The sequence below is a fragment of the Pseudomonas sp. W2-17 genome (assembly GCF_041060445.1).
In the GTDB taxonomy this organism is placed as follows: domain Bacteria; phylum Pseudomonadota; class Gammaproteobacteria; order Pseudomonadales; family Pseudomonadaceae; genus Aquipseudomonas.
The window spans coordinates 254,366-270,087 of the sequence record NZ_JAUFNS010000007.1 but is presented as its reverse complement, the minus strand read 5'-3'; the positions used below and the strand labels follow the sequence as shown (position 1 = coordinate 270,087).

17 protein-coding genes are annotated in these 15,722 nt (G+C 59.8%); 9 read left to right on the top strand and 8 right to left on the bottom strand.

The features are described from left to right. Positions 1-140 precede the first annotated feature (140 nt). The 5 genes from QWI20_RS11685 (at position 141) to QWI20_RS11665 (ending at position 5,588) form a co-directional block, all read left to right on the top strand. Positions 141-1,049, top strand: coding sequence for a carbohydrate ABC transporter permease (locus QWI20_RS11685; RefSeq protein ID WP_037014845.1), 909 nt, complete (start codon positions 141-143; stop codon positions 1,047-1,049). After that, complete coding sequence (locus QWI20_RS11680; protein WP_133772127.1) at positions 1,042-1,887, top strand: carbohydrate ABC transporter permease; 846 nt, start codon at positions 1,042-1,044, stop codon at positions 1,885-1,887. The genes QWI20_RS11685 and QWI20_RS11680 overlap by 8 nt, the downstream gene beginning before the upstream one ends. A gap of 2 nt (positions 1,888-1,889) precedes the next feature. Next, entirely contained in the window at positions 1,890-3,050 is a 1,161-nt protein-coding gene (locus QWI20_RS11675) for an ABC transporter ATP-binding protein (protein ID WP_369305601.1), read from the top strand. Positions 3,051-3,187: 137 nt separating this feature from the next. After that, positions 3,188-4,543: a carbohydrate porin gene (locus QWI20_RS11670; RefSeq protein ID WP_369305600.1), complete on the top strand. Its 1,356-nt coding sequence runs from the start codon at positions 3,188-3,190 to the stop codon at positions 4,541-4,543. A 169-nt stretch (positions 4,544-4,712) separates the two neighbouring features. Then, on the top strand, positions 4,713-5,588 hold the full coding sequence (locus QWI20_RS11665) for a D-hexose-6-phosphate mutarotase (RefSeq protein ID WP_369305599.1): 876 nt from the start codon (positions 4,713-4,715) through the stop codon (positions 5,586-5,588). 39 nt (positions 5,589-5,627) lie between these two features. Here QWI20_RS11665 and QWI20_RS11660 read toward each other — a convergent pair whose 3' ends face one another. Continuing rightward, on the bottom strand, positions 5,628-6,497 hold the full coding sequence (locus QWI20_RS11660; RefSeq protein ID WP_065992054.1) for a MurR/RpiR family transcriptional regulator: 870 nt from the start codon (positions 6,495-6,497) through the stop codon (positions 5,628-5,630). 231 nt (positions 6,498-6,728) lie between these two features. Between QWI20_RS11660 and zwf the strand changes: the two genes are divergently transcribed. The 3 genes from zwf to QWI20_RS11645 are packed head-to-tail and all read left to right on the top strand — an operon-like array spanning position 6,729 to position 9,596. Continuing rightward, positions 6,729-8,198 (top strand): glucose-6-phosphate dehydrogenase, encoded by a 1,470-nt coding sequence (zwf, locus tag QWI20_RS11655; RefSeq protein WP_122535895.1) that lies wholly within the window; start codon positions 6,729-6,731, stop codon positions 8,196-8,198. Beyond that, positions 8,185-8,904 carry a 6-phosphogluconolactonase gene (pgl, locus tag QWI20_RS11650; RefSeq protein ID WP_369305598.1) on the top strand — a complete coding sequence of 240 codons (720 nt, stop codon included), beginning with the start codon at positions 8,185-8,187 and terminating at the stop codon, positions 8,902-8,904. The genes zwf and pgl overlap by 14 nt, the downstream gene beginning before the upstream one ends. Before the next feature lie 17 nt (positions 8,905-8,921). Continuing rightward, on the top strand, positions 8,922-9,596 hold the full coding sequence (locus tag QWI20_RS11645; RefSeq protein WP_369305597.1) for a bifunctional 4-hydroxy-2-oxoglutarate aldolase/2-dehydro-3-deoxy-phosphogluconate aldolase: 675 nt from the start codon (positions 8,922-8,924) through the stop codon (positions 9,594-9,596). Positions 9,597-9,941: 345 nt separating this feature from the next. Here the strand turns inward: QWI20_RS11645 and QWI20_RS11640 are convergent, their stop codons facing one another. Together QWI20_RS11640 and QWI20_RS11635 are read right to left on the bottom strand one after the other, a co-directional pair. Then, the gene (locus QWI20_RS11640; protein ID WP_369305596.1) at positions 9,942-11,147 is read right to left on the bottom strand and encodes an aminotransferase class V-fold PLP-dependent enzyme; all 1,206 of its coding nucleotides are present in this window, start codon (positions 11,145-11,147) and stop codon (positions 9,942-9,944) included. A gap of 28 nt (positions 11,148-11,175) precedes the next feature. After that, positions 11,176-11,439: a DUF3820 family protein gene (locus QWI20_RS11635; RefSeq protein WP_192171792.1), complete on the bottom strand. Its 264-nt coding sequence runs from the start codon at positions 11,437-11,439 to the stop codon at positions 11,176-11,178. Positions 11,440-11,671: 232 nt separating this feature from the next. Here QWI20_RS11635 and QWI20_RS11630 point away from each other — a divergent pair, with 232 nt between their 5' ends. Continuing rightward, on the top strand, positions 11,672-12,145 hold the full coding sequence (locus QWI20_RS11630; RefSeq protein ID WP_172609605.1) for a PA2169 family four-helix-bundle protein: 474 nt from the start codon (positions 11,672-11,674) through the stop codon (positions 12,143-12,145). Between the two features lie 42 nt (positions 12,146-12,187). On the opposite strand, the gene QWI20_RS11625 is transcribed toward QWI20_RS11630, so the two are convergent. The 5 genes from QWI20_RS11625 to raiA all read right to left on the bottom strand — a co-directional run bounded on the left by QWI20_RS11625 (position 12,188) and on the right by raiA (position 15,697). Further along, the gene (locus tag QWI20_RS11625) at positions 12,188-13,660 is read right to left on the bottom strand and encodes a diguanylate cyclase (RefSeq protein WP_369305595.1); all 1,473 of its coding nucleotides are present in this window, start codon (positions 13,658-13,660) and stop codon (positions 12,188-12,190) included. Positions 13,661-13,762: 102 nt separating this feature from the next. Beyond that, complete coding sequence (locus QWI20_RS11620; RefSeq protein WP_065992070.1) at positions 13,763-14,035, bottom strand: HPr family phosphocarrier protein; 273 nt, start codon at positions 14,033-14,035, stop codon at positions 13,763-13,765. Between the two features lie 16 nt (positions 14,036-14,051). Then, complete coding sequence (gene rapZ, locus QWI20_RS11615; RefSeq protein WP_192171789.1) at positions 14,052-14,909, bottom strand: RNase adapter RapZ; 858 nt, start codon at positions 14,907-14,909, stop codon at positions 14,052-14,054. Between the two features lie 2 nt (positions 14,910-14,911). After that, complete coding sequence (gene ptsN / locus QWI20_RS11610; protein WP_369305594.1) at positions 14,912-15,376, bottom strand: PTS IIA-like nitrogen regulatory protein PtsN; 465 nt, start codon at positions 15,374-15,376, stop codon at positions 14,912-14,914. A 12-nt stretch (positions 15,377-15,388) separates the two neighbouring features. After that, positions 15,389-15,697: a ribosome-associated translation inhibitor RaiA gene (gene raiA / locus QWI20_RS11605; protein WP_037014798.1), complete on the bottom strand. Its 309-nt coding sequence runs from the start codon at positions 15,695-15,697 to the stop codon at positions 15,389-15,391. Positions 15,698-15,722 lie beyond the last annotated feature (25 nt).

The following is a 15,722-nucleotide window of genomic DNA, read 5'->3' as shown; positions in this document are numbered from 1 at the left end:
CCCCCCGCCGCCCCGCCCCCCCCCCCCGCCCCCCCCCCCCCCCCCCCCCCCCCCCCCCCCCCCCCCCCCCCCCCCCCCCCCCCCACTCCCACAGACGGCGCCGTGTTTGCACTCTTCATTCTTCTGTACTGGATTTCACCATGAGTTCTGTTGCTGTGTTCAGCAAAGCCTCGCCGTTCGATGCACTGCAGCGCTGGCTACCCAAACTGGTGCTGGCGCCCAGCATGTTCATCGTATTGGTGGGCTTCTACGGCTATATCCTGTGGACGTTCGTTCTGTCGTTCACCAACTCGACTTTCTTGCCGACCTACAAATTCGTGGGTCTGGCGCAATACGCGCGGCTGTTCGACAACGACCGCTGGTGGGTAGCCAGCAAAAACCTCGCGGTGTTCGGTGGCATGTTCATCGGCATCAGCATGGTGGTCGGCGTGCTGCTGGCGGTCTTTCTGGACCAGCGCATCCGCCGCGAAGGCTTCATCCGCACCATTTATCTGTACCCGATGGCGCTGTCGATGATCGTCACCGGTACGGCCTGGAAATGGCTGCTCAACCCGGGCATGGGCCTGGACAAACTGCTGCGTGACTGGGGCTGGGAAGGCTTTCGCCTGGACTGGCTGATCGATCCGGACCGCGTCGTTTACTGCCTGGTGATCGCTGCCGTATGGCAGGCGTCGGGCTTCATCATGGCGATGTTCCTGGCCGGCCTTCGTGGCGTTGATCAGTCGATCATCCGCGCCGCGCAGATCGACGGCGCAAGCATGCCGAAAATCTACTGGAAGGTCGTGCTGCCAAGCCTGCGTCCGGTGTTCTTCAGTGCGGTCATGATTCTGGCGCACATCGCCATCAAGAGCTTCGACCTGGTCGCTGCCATGACGGCCGGTGGCCCGGGCTACTCGTCCGACTTGCCTGCGATGTTCATGTACTCCTTTACCTTCAGCCGTGGCCAGATGGGCATGGGTTCCGCCAGCGCGATCCTGATGCTCGGCGCGATTCTCGCCATCCTTGTGCCTTATCTGTATTCCGAGCTGAGGGCCAAGCGCAATGACTAGTCTTGCCAACAAGCCCGCGCTCAGCCTGAGTCGCGTCGCCATCTATGCGGTGCTGATCGTTGCGGTATTCATTTATCTGGTGCCGTTGGTGGTCATGCTGTTGACCAGCTTCAAGTCGCCGGAAGACATCGGCAGCGGCAACTTGCTCAGTTGGCCAACCGAAGTGACGGCCATCGGCTGGATCAAAGCCTGGGCGACGGTGAAAGGTTACTTCTGGAACTCGTTCCTGATCACCGTTCCCGCGGTGCTGATCTCTACCACCATTGGTGCGCTGAACGGCTACGTGCTGTCGATGTGGCGCTTCCGCGGTTCGCAGTTGTTTTTCGGTCTGCTGCTGTTCGGCTGCTTCCTGCCGTTCCAGACCGTCCTGCTGCCGGCGTCTTTCACACTGGGCAAAATGGGCCTGGCGAGCACCACCACCGGTCTCGTGTTCGTCCACGTCGTTTACGGTCTGGCGTTCACCACGCTGTTCTTCCGCAACTACTACGTGAGTATTCCGGACGCTCTGGTGAAAGCGGCACGACTGGATGGCGCCGGCTTTTTCACCATTTTCCGTCGGATTATTCTGCCGATGTCGACGCCGATCATCATGGTCTGCCTGATCTGGCAGTTCACCCAGATCTGGAACGACTTCCTGTTCGGCGTGGTGTTCTCCAGCGGTGATTCGCAGCCAATCACGGTCGCGCTGAACAACCTGGTGAATACCAGCACAGGCGTCAAGGAATACAACGTTGATATGGCGGCGGCGATGATCGCCGGTCTGCCGACCCTGCTGGTCTACGTGGTCGCAGGCAAGTATTTCGTGCGCGGGCTCACGGCCGGCGCAGTCAAGGGGTAATCATGGCAACGCTTGAACTACGCAATGTAAACAAGACGTACGGGGCCGGTCTGCCGGACACCCTGAAGAACATCGAACTCTCGATCAAAGAAGGCGAGTTCCTGATTCTGGTCGGGCCTTCGGGCTGCGGTAAGTCAACCCTGATGAACTGCATCGCCGGGCTGGAAAACATTACCGGCGGCGCGATCATGATCGGTGAACAGGACGTCAGCGGCATGAGCCCGAAGGATCGCGACATCGCGATGGTGTTCCAGTCCTACGCGCTGTACCCGACCATGAGCGTGCGCGAGAACATCGAATTTGGGCTGAAGATTCGCAAGATGAATCAGGCCGACATCGACGCCGAAGTCGCGCGGGTCGCCAAGCTGCTGCAGATCGAACACCTGCTCAATCGCAAGCCGGGGCAACTCTCGGGTGGTCAGCAACAGCGCGTGGCCATGGGCCGGGCGCTGGCCCGTCGTCCGAAGATTTACCTGTTCGACGAGCCGCTTTCCAACCTCGATGCGAAGCTGCGCGTCGAGATGCGTACCGAAATGAAGCTGATGCACCAACGCCTGAAGACCACCACGGTCTACGTGACCCACGACCAGATCGAAGCCATGACCCTGGGCGACAAAGTGGCGGTCATGAAGGACGGCATCATTCAGCAGTTCGGCACGCCGAAGCAGATCTACAACGATCCGGCCAACCTGTTCGTGGCCAGCTTTATCGGCTCGCCGCCCATGAATTTCATCCCGCTGCGTCTGCAACGCAAGGACGGTCGCCTCGTCGCACTGCTCGACAGCGGTCAGGCCCGTTGCGAGCTGCCGATGAGCATGAACGACGCCGGTCTTGAGGACCGTGAGGTGATTTTGGGCCTGCGTCCCGAGCAGATCGTGCTAGCGTCCGGTGATGCTGCCGGTCTGCCGACCATTCGCGCCGAAGTCCAGGTGACCGAGCCGACTGGCCCGGATACGCTGGTATTCGTTACCCTCAACGAGAGCAAGGTCTGCTGCCGTCTGGCGCCGGATATTGCACCCGCTGTGGGCGAGACCTTGACGTTGCAGTTCGATCCGGCGAAGGTTCTGCTGTTCGACGCCAAAACCGGCGAGCGCCTTGGCGTCCTGGCACCGAGTCAGTCGGTGGAGAACATGGGGAATGTCACGCGGCTCAACCGCAACTGATCCCGACGTGCAGGAGCACTGCACAAACGAGCACCTGTGACGGGTGGATGTCTGCCGTACAAAACCCGTCATGCACACGATGTACGTGGTTACAACGCTGTTCAAAAGCTAATAACAATAAAACGAGGATCCAAGGGATGAAAAAGGTACGTAACAAGTCGCTTAACCAGTTTCAACTGATCGGTGGGTTGTCTGTCCTGAGCGCGTTGACGATTTCCGGAACGGCGTCAGCAATGGAGCCTTTCAAAGCCAGCGAGCACATGACCGGTGACTGGGGTGGCCTGCGTCAAGAGCTGTACGACAAGGGTTACGACTTCCCGATCGAGTACGTAGGCGAAGCCGCCTCCAACCTCAACGGTGGTTATAACGACGACAGAACCGGCCGCTACAGCGACCAGTTTGCGTTCGGCGTACAAATGGACCTGCAAAAAATCCTCGGCTGGCACGACGCAGAGTTCAAGCTCGCGATCACCGAGCGTAGCGGCAACAACATCTCCAACGACCGTATCGGCGATCCGCGTGCCGGCACGCTCAGCTCCTCTCAGGAAGTCTGGGGTCGTGGCCAGACCTGGCGTCTGACCCAGATGTGGGTCAAGCAAAAGTACTTCGACGGCAAGCTGGACATCAAGGTTGGTCGTTTCGGTGAAGGCGAAGACTTCAACAGCTTCCCTTGCGACTTCCAGAACCTTTCGTTCTGCGGCTCGCAGGTCGGTAACTACGTCAACACCTGGTACAACTGGCCTGTCAGCCAGTGGGCTGCCCGCGTGAAGTACAACATCACGCCTGAGTTGTTCGCCCAGATCGGCGTCTACGAGCAGAACCCTTCGTACCTCGAAACCGGCAACAGCTTCAAACTCAGCGGCAGCGGCTCCAAAGGCACCGTCGTACCGGTTGAAGTGGTGTGGTCGCCAAACGTCAACTCGCTGCCAGGCGAATACCGTCTGGGCTACTACGTGAGTAACCCGAGCGCCAACGATCTCTACGAGAACGAAAACGGTCAGCCTCAGGCAATCGCCGGCGGTGACTTCAAGTCCCACAAAGACAAGCACGGCTGGTGGGTCGTGGCTCAGCAACAGCTGACCGCGCACAACGGCGACGCATCCCGTGGCCTGAGCATTTTCGCCAACGCGACCGTGCATGACAAAGCCACCAACTTCGTCGACAACTACCAGCAGGTCGGCTTCGTCTACAAAGGCCCGTTCGATGCACGTCCGAAGGATGACATCGGTATCGGCGTCGCGCGTATCCACGTGAACGATGATGCCCAGGACAACCGTCGCCTGGTCAACGCCGTCAACGGTATCGAAGACTACGACAACCCAGGCTACCTGCCGATCCAGAAGACCGAATACAACTCGGAAATCTACTACGGCGTGCATGTAACCGACTGGCTGACCGTGCGTCCCAACCTGCAGTACGTGAAGAGCCCGGGCGGTGTGGACGAAGTCCAGAACGCACTGGTTGCCGGTATCAAGATTCAGTCGAAGTTCTAAGTTAAAGCGGACGCTCCTCCGCGCTCCACAAACGATCAAGGGTCGTGTGTGCTTTACGGGCAGCCAAGCTGCCCGTTTTTTTTCGCGCTATTTATTCCGTAGCAATGGCTCCGCGTTCGGGGCATTTTTTCTCGCGTGACAAGTGAACGCCATCTGGAGTGCGACAACGATGCCCTTCAGGGACCCCGGCTCAACCGAGCACCCTCTTCAGCGTTTCTTCACCTCGGTGCGACCGCAACCAACCTTTCAGTGGGAACGCTACCAACAGCGTGATGTGCTGGTGATCAATCATGCGCAGTGCCAGGCCGTGTTCAGTCGGCAGGGCGCTCAGCTGTTGCATTTTGAACCTGCCGGGCAGAAGCCCTGGCTGTGGTGTGCCGCCCACTGGCCCCTGGTCGGCGCGATCCGCGGTGGCGTGCCGGTCAGTTGGCCCTGGGTCGGGCGTCATCCGGGGGAGAGCGGTTGGCCGGCCAACGGCTGGGGCCGACTGCTCGACTGGAAACTGGTCGAAAGCCACGAGCATGAGGCGGGCGTCACATTGCGCTGGCAACTCAAATTATGGGACTGGCAGGCCGATCTTTATGCCGAGCTCGGGCATTCGATGGACCTGCGCCTGGAGACGCGTCACGACGACAGCGAGCCCTGTCACTTCGGCCATGGCTTGCACGCCTACTGGCGCATCAGCGATGTGGCGGACGTCGCGTTGCAGGGGCTCGACGGTGCCCACGGTTACGACGAACTCAGCCGCAGCGCCTGCGAGCAGAGGGGCGAGCTTCGGGTTCACGGCAGTTGTCAGCGGGTGTTCGAGCACGCCGGCCTGCTTGAGTTGCAGGACGACGCCTGGCAGCGGCGTTTGAGCATCGACACGGGCGACAGCGACAGCACCGTTGTCTGGCACCCCGGCAGCCGACCCTTGCTCGGCGTGGGCGGCGATGAAGCGATGGGTTTCTTGCGCGTCGAGGCGGCGTCAGGTGTGGATGATTGCCTGAGCCTGGCGCCCGGGCAGCACGCCAGCTTAAGCCTGCAGGCAAGCCTGGTTCACTGAGTGTGGGAGCGGGGGATCGCCTGCAAATGAGGCGTTCCTTTAATTCAGCTCATCGTCCGCCGGATACCGGCTTGCGTTCAGGCTTTCCTTGATCTTGCGCAAGTGCGGCTGGAAGTCGACGCCCCGACGCAGGGTCATGCCGGTCGCCAGCACATCCAGCACCGTCAGCTGGACGATCCTCGACGTCATGGGCATATAGATGTCGGTGTCTTCCGGTAGCGGAATGTTCAGGCTCAACGTGCTGGCCTTCGCCAATGGCGAGTCGGCAGCGGTCAGGCCCAACACCGACGCGCCGTTCTCCCGGGCGATGCGCGCCACTTCGACCAGCTCGCGGGTGCGCCCGGTGTAGGAAATGATCACGAACAGCTCGCCGGTGTGCGCCACCGACGCCAGCATGCGCTGCACCAGTACGTCGGCGTGGGCCGTGACGGCGAGATTGAAACGAAAGAATTTATGCTGAGCGTCCAGTGCGACCGGTGCCGAAGCGCCCAGGCCGAAGAAGTGGATCTGCCGGGCCTGAATCAACAAGTCGACCGCTTTGCTGATCAGGTTGGGATCAAGCACCTGGCACACGCTGTCGAGGGACGCGATGGCGCTGCCGAAGATCTTGCGAGTGTAGGCTTCCGGGTTGTCATCGGCTTCCACCGCGCGGCTCACATAGGCGGCGCCGCTGGCCAGGCTCTGGGCCAGTTGCAGCTTCAGCTCGGGATAGCCGCTGACATCAAACGAGCGGCAGAAACGGTTGACCGTCGGTTCACTGACCTTCGCGGCCTGCGCCAGCGCAGCGATGCTGAACCGGGTGGCCTGCTGCGGATTGCTCAGAATCGCCTCGGCGACCTTGCGCTCGGCCTTGTTCAGCTCTTCCAGACGACTCTGGATCTGCTCCAGAAGATTGCGTACGCGGTCCATTGTTTGTCCTTCTGATGAAACGGCGACAGGCCGGTCGACAGGCCTTTATTTGCAGTGAGGGAATTTCGGCCTTTAGCCTGTCGCAAAGGTGGCCTATCGTACTGAGGGCCTGTGGTGATCACCACTCTAATGTGGTTAAGGTGGGAATGTTGTGGTTATTACTACATTCGGCCTTGAGTAACGCCTTTAAAAAAGGTATTTGTAGCTTAACTTGATAAAAGAACCAACATTATGCTCTCGATTACGGTTGAACCGTGCACTTTTGCGTTGTTTGGCGCCTTGGGTGACCTGGCGGTACGCAAACTGTTTCCTGCGTTGTACCAGCTTGATCGAGCTGGACTGCTGCATGCCGAGACCCGAATTATTGCGTTGGCCCGTGAGCCGGGGACTCCTGAGGAGCACCTGGCTTACATTGATAAAAGCCTGCGTCGCTTCGTCCCCGAGGCGCAGCTTGAGACCGAACACGTGGAGCGTTTTCAGGCCCGCCTGAGTTACCTGCACGTGGACTTCCTCAAGGGCGAGGATTACGTCGCGCTCGCCGAAGCCGTGGGCGACGCGCCGACCATGATTGCCTACTTCGCGACCCCGGCGTCGGTCTATGGCGCCATCTGCGAAAACCTCGCGCTGGTTGGCCTGACCGATCGCACCCGCGCCGTGCTGGAAAAGCCCATCGGACATGACCTCGCGTCGTCCCGTCGCGTCAACGATGCCGTTGCCAAGTTTCTGCCTGAAACCCGCATTTACCGGATCGACCACTACCTGGGCAAGGACACGGTGCAGAACCTCATTGCCCTGCGTTTTGCCAACAGCCTGTTCGAGACACAGTGGAACCAGAACCATATCTCCCACGTGGAAATCACCGTGGCGGAGAAAGTCGGTATCGAAGGGCGCTGGGGCTATTTCGACCAAGCCGGTCAACTGCGCGACATGATTCAGAACCACCTGTTGCAGCTGCTGTGCCTGATCGCGATGGACCCGCCCAGCGACCTGTCCGCCGACAGTATTCGTGACGAGAAGGTGAAAGTGCTCAAGGCACTGGCGCCGTTCACGCCGGAGCGTCTGGCCACCCAGGTGGTGCGCGGTCAGTACATCGCTGGCTACAGCGAGGGTAAGCCGGTGCCGGGTTATCTGGAGGAAGAAAACTCCAATACCCAGAGCGACACGGAAACCTTCGTCGCCATTCGTGCCGATATCCGTAACTGGCGCTGGTCGGGCGTGCCGTTCTATCTGCGTACCGGCAAGCGCATGCCGCAGAAGCTGTCGCAGATCGTGATCCACTTCAAAGAGCCGCCGCATTATATCTTCGCCCCTGAGCAGCGCTTGCAGATCAGCAACCGCCTGATCATCCGCCTGCAGCCCGATGAAGGCATCTCGCTGCAAGTGATGACCAAGGATCAGGGCCTGGACAAAGGCATGCAGCTGCGCAGCAATCCGTTGCAACTGAGTTTCTCCGATGCCTACCGCAGCGCCCGTGTGCCGGACGCCTACGAGCGGTTGTTGCTGGAGGTCATGCGGGGCAATCAGAACCTGTTTGTCCGCAAAGACGAAATCGAATACGCCTGGCAATGGTGCGACCAGTTGATCGCCGGCTGGAAAAAGGCAGGCGACGCGCCCAAACCTTACCCCGCTGGTTCCTGGGGGCCGATGAGCTCCATTGCTTTGATTACGCGTGACGGGAGGTCCTGGTATGGCGATATGTGAACTTGAATTTCCGGCGGGTTTGAAGGCCCACGAATTCGATAACCCCGAAGTGCTGGCGAACGCGCTGGCCGATCACGTGGCCGGGCGTTTGACGGCTGCGATTTCCAGCAACCCCCACGGCACGGCCACGTTGGTGGTGTCCGGCGGCAAAAGCCCGGTGGCGTTTTTCAAGGCGCTGGCGCAGAAGCCACTTGAGTGGTCGAAAGTCTGCGTCAGTCTGGCCGACGAGCGTTGGGTGCCCGTCGAACACGCCGACAGCAACGAAGGCTTGCTCAAGCGTTTCCTGCTTCAGGGACCAGCGGCCCAAGCGGAATTCTTCAGCCTCTATCGTCCGACCACGACGGTGGATGAAGCTGCAGCGGCGACTGACGAGGCGCTCAAGGCGCTGCCGAAGATTGATGTGCTGATTCTGGGGATGGGCGATGACGGGCATACCGCGTCGCTGTTCCCCAACAGCCCGCACCTGAAGGAAGCGCTGGACCTCAACAGCGACCGTCGTTGCCTGCCCATGCTCGCACCGACCGTCCCGCATCAGCGCCTGACCCTGACGCGTCCGGTCCTGGCGTCGGCAGCGACCACCATCCTGTCCGTCTCCGGTCAGGCCAAACTCGACACATTGCGCGCTGCACTGGCAGGCGATGACCTCGCCGAAATGCCGGTGCGCGCGTTCCTCAACCCGTCTCTAGAGATCTACTGGTGCCCATAAGCAAAGGATCAGCCGCCATGGAAAATACCCAAGTGAAACAGCCGTTGAATAGCATGGCGAGCAAGATTGCCCAGATCGACGCGCTCTGCGCGAAAGCGAAAATTCTGCCGGTCATTACCATTGCCCGCGAACAGGATGTCCTGCCGCTGGCCGATGCCCTGGCCGCTGGCGGCTTGAATGCGCTGGAAATCACCCTGCGCTCCGAGTTCGGGCTCAAAGCCATTCGCATGCTGCGTGATGCGCGTCCGGAGCTGAGCGTTGGCGCCGGCACCATTCTCGACCGCCACATGCTCAAGGCGGCCGAGGAGGCGGGTTCACAGTTCATCGTCACCCCCGGCAGCACCCAGGATCTGCTGGAAGCCGCCGCGCTCAGCGAATTGCCGCTGCTGCCAGGCATCAGCAGCGCTTCGGAAATCATGATCGGTTACGCGCTGGGTTATCGCCGCTTCAAGCTGTTCCCGGCGGAAATCAGTGGCGGTGTTGGTGCAATCAAGGCGCTGGGCGGTCCATTCCCGGAAGTGCGCTTCTGCCCAACCGGCGGCGTCAGTGCGGCCAACCTGAAAAGCTACATGGCGCTGCCTAACGTGATGTGCGTCGGCGGCACCTGGATGATCGATAACGCGTGGGTGAAGAACGGCGACTGGCAGCGGATTACCGGCGCCACGGCCGAAGCCATCGCGTTGTTCGACTGAGCCTGAATTTGCCGGTCAGGCTCGGCTTTCGACAGCTTCCGTTCAAGTGGGGGCTGGTTAACTGCTGAGCATGATCCGTTTATAGCGCCCTTCGGGGCGTTGCTGCAGAAGTCGTCGTTGCATGGCTTTTTAACGGTGTTCCTTGGTCGGGAACGCCGTTTTTTTTTGCGCTATTCATACGCAATACATATGTACCGCACAGGCAGTGGCAGGAGCGCTTATCTTTGCCGCTCCTTTGTAGTTCGTTTCTCGATGGATTTACGGCGCCTTCGTCATGAAGGCGCCGTCTTTTTTTCCGGGGCTTACCGAAGGTGTTGATCCAGGCGCGGGCTTTTAGCGCTGACCCTATGCCAGTGCGCGGAGTGCTGCCACCAACTGGTCAACGTCCTTAGCCGACGTGGTGAATCCCGGCGTAATGCGGATGCACGTCCCGCAGGCCGAGCCTTCACGCGTCACCGCAAAAATGCCGTGCTCATCCAGCAGGCGCTTGACCATGAGTTCCTGATCCGCGTGACGGCTAAAGCGGAATGACGTGATCCCGCAATAGAGCCGAGGGTCGTCCGGCGTCAACACGTCGATGCCTTCGATGGTGCGCGCTTGAGTGACCCACAGGTCTCGCAGATAGGCCAAACGTGCGCCTTTGGCCGGTGCGCCGCCCATGGCACGATGGTCGGCGAAGACTTTGGGCAGGGTCATCAAGGCCGGAATGTTCGGCGTGCCGTAGGGCACGCGCCCGAGGATGTCGTCCGCGCCGTAGCGCTCGTCCGCCATGTCAGGGTCGATAGCGCTCAGGCGTTCCTGCTTCACGTAGATGAAACCCAGGCTCAGTGGCGCGCCAATCCACTTCTGCAGGTTGAAGCCGGCGAACGACACGCCAAGGTCTGCCAGCTCGAAATCCAGCAGGCCCAAGGCGTGGGCACCATCCAGAATGACTTCGATGCCGTGGGCCTTGGCCAGGTCGGCGATCGCTTTCACCGGCATTACCAGTCCCGTCCGGTGGGTGACATAAGTCAGCGCCATCAGCTTGAGGCGTGGGTGTGCGGCAAAGGCTTCACGGTAGGTCTGCAGCAACCCATCATGGCTCGCAGGGTGGTGATGAGTGATTTCGATCACCTCCACGCCACGGTTCTTCGCCAGCCAGCGCATGCCGGTCTGCACGCTGTTGTAATCCAGGTCGCTGACCAGCACCTGGTCGCCTGCCACGAGGCCGTTGTAGTTGCGAATCAGCGCCTGCACCGACTCGGAGGCGGAGCGGGTGAGGGCCACTTCGCGGACTGGCACGCCCAGCAGATCGGCAAGGTCGGCGCGAATGGTCTCGCTGTCTTCGGTATCGAATTTCTGCCGCACGTAGACCGAGTTGCTGCGATTGACGTAAGCGAGGTTCTGCTCGTAATCCTTGAGTGCTGCGCGGGTCATACGGCCGAAATAGCCGTATTCGAAATTGACCGGCCCGGGCTCGACGTCGTACTGCGCCGCAACCTGCTGCCAGAACGCTTCGTCCCGAGCCTGTTCATCCGCCAATTCCGTTATTGCGTATGCAGTGCTGTTCATCAAGCGACTCGCTTTTATCTAGGGGCGTTTAGTTGAAACGTATGGGGGCTTTCGGCGGGCCCTGGCGCAGCGGCTCGCGAGGCCGCGTGCGCAGCGGGTCCAGCAATGCCGAGAGGCCGTTGTGATCGATCTCATGCATCAGGGCCAACAGGCTGCCCAACTCTCCAGCCGGAAAACCTTGTCGAGCGAACCAGTTCAGGTAATCGCCCGGCAAGTCTGCCAGCAACCTTCCCTGATACTTGCCGAACGGCATTTCGCGTGTGACTAACAGCTTTAGTTTCTCTGGATTCATCCAATAACCGTTTATCCGTTCGAGTGAACTTGAAAGATACGTGCATTCTGCAATTGCTCAAACATACAGATCATGCATAAAGCGCGGCGCAACTGTCGCTTGATATTGTTAACCTATTGAAAAATAACAAAATTATTTATCGGTAAAAGCTGGCATGCACAGTGCAATATTCCCTTCATCGAGTGTTTCGTTGACCAAACCTTTGATAAACCTGCCAGAAAGGAACCGCAAAATGTCGGATATCAACAAAGAAGCCATCTCTATTCTGAATGACTTGATCGAGACCAGCATTGACGGTGAGAAAGGTTTTCACACTGCTGCTGAAGACGCCAAGAACCCGGAAATCAAGGCTTACCTGCTTTCCCGCTCTTCTGGCTGCAAGACTTCCGTTGCCGAGCTGCAAGCTGAAGTCCGTGCACTGGGCGGCAATCCAGAAGACTCGTCCAGCATTGCTGGCGGCGCACACCGTCTTTGGGTCAACCTGAAAAGCGCTTTGAGTGGCAAGAACGACGAAGCAGTCCTGAATGAAGTCGAAAGCGGTGAAGATCACGCGCTGAAGGCTTACAAAAAGGCCGCACAGGAAGCGACTGAGAAGAACCTTCCAGTCAACGTCACTACCCTGATCCAGCGTCAGCTGCAGGGCGTGCAGGCGAACCACGACAAGGTCAAAGCCCTGCGTGACACCGTCCGTGCTGCCAACAAGTAATTTGTAGCCGCTCGAAAAAACGCCAGCCCGTCTGGCGTTTTTTTACGCCTGCAATTCGGTAGAGGGCGCGACATAAGGTTCGAATTCCACGCAATTCCTGCCATTTTTCTTGGCGCGGTACAGGGCCCGGTCCGCGGCCTGAAACAGCAGCTCGGGCACGTCTTGGTTCACCGGCAGATGCGTGGCGACACCAATGCTGACGGTGATGGGCACTGTGTCGTCAGCGAACGGCGGCAGCGCTTCGATCGCCAGGCGCAGCTTGTCTGCGATGACACAGGCACCTGCCTTGTCGGTTTCCGGAAGCACCACCATGAATTCTTCACCGCCATAACGCGCGGCCAGGTCACCGGGCCTGCGGATGCTGGCGGCCAGCGTCTGGGCAACGCTGCGCAACGCGACGTCGCCGCCATGATGCCCGTGCCGGTCATTGAACGCTTTGAAGTGGTCCACATCAATCATCAGTAGCGCCAGAGGCCTTCCCGAACGCATCCCGCGAGCCCACTCCTGCTTGAGCACTTGGTCCAGCCTGCGTCGGTTGGCGAGACCGGTCAGCCCGTCCGTTGAAGCCAGCCCGGCCAGCTCGCGTTCGGCGTTCTGACGCAGGCGCAGCTGGCGGCCCAATAGCCACGACAGCCAGAGAATCCCGATGCACAGCAAACCTGTGGCGCCCGCCACCAGCAACGCGTTGCGTTTCCACACGGCGTAAACATCGTCCCGCGACTGAGCGACCACGACGATCAACGGCAAGTCCCCAACCCGTGAGAAGGTGTAAAGCCGCTGGGCACCGTCGAGCTCGGACACCGCCGCAAAGCTGCCATTTATCTCCCTCAGGATGCGTTTGAAGTTGGGCCGCATGCTGAAGTTCTGGCCGACAAAGGTGCGATTGTTTTCATCGGGTTGGCGGGCGAGGAGCACACCGTCCGCGCTGAGCAGGTTGACGGTGCTGGTGGGGCCGATGTCCAGCGTCCGAAACAGCTGATCGAAGTACGACAGGCGCATTGACGCACTGGCAATGCCGACGAACTCGCCGTTGTCGGAGGGGAGGCGGCGACTGAAGCTGATACACAAATCCTTGAAGCCCCAGCGTGACAGGAACGGTCCGTCAACTAATAACGCCAGCGAGCCGCTGTCACGGTGTTTCTGAAAACCCGGGCGATCGGAAAAGTTGTCCAGCCGAGGCGTCAGCGAAGTGGAGTCGGCGACGATGCGCCCGCCTTCGTCGAGCAACACCACATCGCCCTTGTAGGGTGCCGCCGTAGCGCGGTCGAAGAGCACCAGTTGCCGTAACTCAGGCGAGATCGTCATGACATCGGGTCGTCGCCATGCAGCGATCAGGCCCTGAAGAGAGGTGTCGTACAGCTCGGCGTTACGCTGCACATCTGCGTCGATCAACTGCACCACGTTGTTTGCGGAGCGCACGGCGGCTTCGTTGGCCGTACTCAGTTCCCTGAACAACAACCAAGTGACGATAGCCAGAATGGCCGCCACCGCCAGGGCGCTGCCCAGCATCAGCATCTTCTCGGACCCTGATCTGATCCCTCGCGCAAATGGAGGCATGGCTGTCAGTGGCATCGATCATCTCTGACGGGTAATGAAAGCGTCGTGCAGCGGTAAGGCTTATTCGCCTTCGTCGAACTTGTTATTGATCAGTTCAACCAGTCCCGCGAGCGCGGCATCGGCTTCTTCACCTTCGGTGGCCAAGTGAATCAGGGTGCCCTTGCCGGCAGCCAGCATCATGACGGCCATGATGCTTTTGCCGTCGACCATGGTCTCCGGCGTGCGACCGACCCTGATCTGGCAAGGGTACTTGCCGGCGACGCCCACGAATTTGGCGGCGGCCCGGGCGTGCAGACCCAGCTTGTTGATGATGGTGATTTCTAGAGCGGGCATCGCGATGGAGGTCCTTTCAGCTTAGGTCGCGGTGGCGGACCTGAACATTCTTGAGCGATTGCTGCAGTACCTGACCCAGACGTTCGGTCAGGTAGACGGAGCGGTGGTGTCCGCCGGTGCAGCCAATGGCAATAGTGACATAGGCGCGGTTGCTGGCTGCGAAGCGCGGCAACCACTTATTGAGGTACGAAAAGATGTCCTGGAACATTTCTTCAACGTCCGGTTGAGCCGCGAGGTAATCGGCAACCGGCTTGTCGAGGCCGGACTGCTCGCGCAGCTCGGGCTTCCAGTACGGATTCGGCAGGCAGCGCACGTCGAACACCAGATCGGCGTCCACGGGCATGCCGCGCTTGAAACCGAAGGATTCGATGAGGAAGGCGGTGCCCGGCTCGGGTTTGTTCAGCAGGCGCAGTTTGAGAATGTCGCGCAGCTGGTAGAGATTCAGGTGCGTGGTGTCGACCGTCAGATCGGCCAGGTCGATGATCGGGCCGAGCAGGGTCTTTTCGTCACGAATCGCTTCGGCCAGCGAGCGGGTTGCCGTGCTCAGCGGGTGACGACGGCGGGTCTCGGAAAAGCGCTTGAGCAGGGTGGCTTCATCGGCGTCGAGAAACAGCACGTCGCACTGGATGTGCCGGGCCCGAACCTCGGCGAGCATGCGCGGGAATCGCGTCAGGTGACTGGGCAGGTTGCGCGCGTCGATCGAGACCGCCAGCAAGGGCTCAGCCAGTTCGGTATTGATCAGCGCGCGCTCCGCCAGCTCTGGAAGCAGGCCGGCGGGCAGATTGTCGACGCAGTAGAAACCGCTGTCTTCAAGGACATCGAGGGCCGTGCTCTTGCCGGAGCCGGAGCGGCCGCTGACGATGATCATCCGCATGATCAGTGACCGTTCTGGACGTCGAGCACGACGTTGTAGAGCTCTTCGTCGGTTTTGGCACTGCGCAGGCGCTTACGCACATCATCACGGTCGAGCATGCTGGCGATCTGGCGCAGTAATTCAAGGTGAGCATCGGTGGCCGCTTCCGGGACCAGCAGCACAAACAGCAGGTCAACCGGTGCGCCGTCGATGGCGTCGAAATCGATGGGTTTCTCGAGATGCAGTACGGCGCTGACAGGCGTTGAGCAGCCCTTCAGGCGGCAGTGAGGAATGGCGATGCCATTACCAAACCCGGTGGAGCCGAGCTTTTCGCGGGCAATGAGGCTGTCAAACACGACCTGCTCATCCAGATCAGGCACTTGTGTGCCGATCATTTTGGCGATGTTCTGGAGTACGGCTTTTTTGCTGCCGCCTGGCACGTTCACGAGTGAACGGCCAGGGGTCAGGATATTTTCAAGTCGGATCATGGGTGGGGAGTGTCAGCGAGCAGTCGCGCCTTGCAGCAGACTTTGCTGTTTTTCCTTATGTTTTTTGAGTTGGCGGTCAAGCTTGTCGGCAAGCAGGTCAATGGCTGCATACATGTCGTCGTGTTCGGCGTTGGCAACCACTTCAGCGCCAGGAACGTGCAAGGTGGCTTCGATTTTCTGCTTGAGCTTCTCGACCTCCATGGTGACCTGCACATTCGTGATCTTGTCAAAGTGGCGTTCCAATCGGGCGAGTTTCTCGCCGATGTAGGTACGCAGAGGTTCAGTCACTTCCAGCTGGTGTCCACTGATGTTGACTTGCATACAGCTTCTCCTTCGTTGCCAGTGC

Excerpts from the sequence above, each read along its gene's own strand:
- QWI20_RS11625 (WP_369305595.1), bottom strand. The coding sequence starts at position 13,660 with ATGCTGATGCTGGGCAGCGCCCTGGCGGTGGCGGCCATTCTGGCTATC.
- QWI20_RS11685 (WP_037014845.1), top strand. The coding sequence starts at position 141 with ATGAGTTCTGTTGCTGTGTTCAGCAAAGCCTCGCCGTTCGATGCACTG.
- pgl (WP_369305598.1), top strand. The coding sequence starts at position 8,185 with ATGGCGATATGTGAACTTGAATTTCCGGCGGGTTTGAAGGCCCACGAA.
- QWI20_RS11665 (WP_369305599.1), top strand. The coding sequence starts at position 4,713 with ATGCCCTTCAGGGACCCCGGCTCAACCGAGCACCCTCTTCAGCGTTTC.
- QWI20_RS11675 (WP_369305601.1), top strand. The coding sequence starts at position 1,890 with ATGGCAACGCTTGAACTACGCAATGTAAACAAGACGTACGGGGCCGGT.
- ptsN (WP_369305594.1), bottom strand. The coding sequence starts at position 15,376 with ATGATCCGACTTGAAAATATCCTGACCCCTGGCCGTTCACTCGTGAAC.
- QWI20_RS11645 (WP_369305597.1), top strand. The coding sequence starts at position 8,922 with ATGGAAAATACCCAAGTGAAACAGCCGTTGAATAGCATGGCGAGCAAG.
- QWI20_RS11680 (WP_133772127.1), top strand. The coding sequence starts at position 1,042 with ATGACTAGTCTTGCCAACAAGCCCGCGCTCAGCCTGAGTCGCGTCGCC.
- rapZ (WP_192171789.1), bottom strand. The coding sequence starts at position 14,909 with ATGCGGATGATCATCGTCAGCGGCCGCTCCGGCTCCGGCAAGAGCACG.
- QWI20_RS11660 (WP_065992054.1), bottom strand. The coding sequence starts at position 6,497 with ATGGACCGCGTACGCAATCTTCTGGAGCAGATCCAGAGTCGTCTGGAA.
- QWI20_RS11670 (WP_369305600.1), top strand. The coding sequence starts at position 3,188 with ATGAAAAAGGTACGTAACAAGTCGCTTAACCAGTTTCAACTGATCGGT.
- QWI20_RS11620 (WP_065992070.1), bottom strand. The coding sequence starts at position 14,035 with ATGCCCGCTCTAGAAATCACCATCATCAACAAGCTGGGTCTGCACGCC.
- raiA (WP_037014798.1), bottom strand. The coding sequence starts at position 15,697 with ATGCAAGTCAACATCAGTGGACACCAGCTGGAAGTGACTGAACCTCTG.
- QWI20_RS11635 (WP_192171792.1), bottom strand. The coding sequence starts at position 11,439 with ATGAATCCAGAGAAACTAAAGCTGTTAGTCACACGCGAAATGCCGTTC.
- zwf (WP_122535895.1), top strand. The coding sequence starts at position 6,729 with ATGCTCTCGATTACGGTTGAACCGTGCACTTTTGCGTTGTTTGGCGCC.
- QWI20_RS11640 (WP_369305596.1), bottom strand. The coding sequence starts at position 11,147 with ATGAACAGCACTGCATACGCAATAACGGAATTGGCGGATGAACAGGCT.
- QWI20_RS11630 (WP_172609605.1), top strand. The coding sequence starts at position 11,672 with ATGTCGGATATCAACAAAGAAGCCATCTCTATTCTGAATGACTTGATC.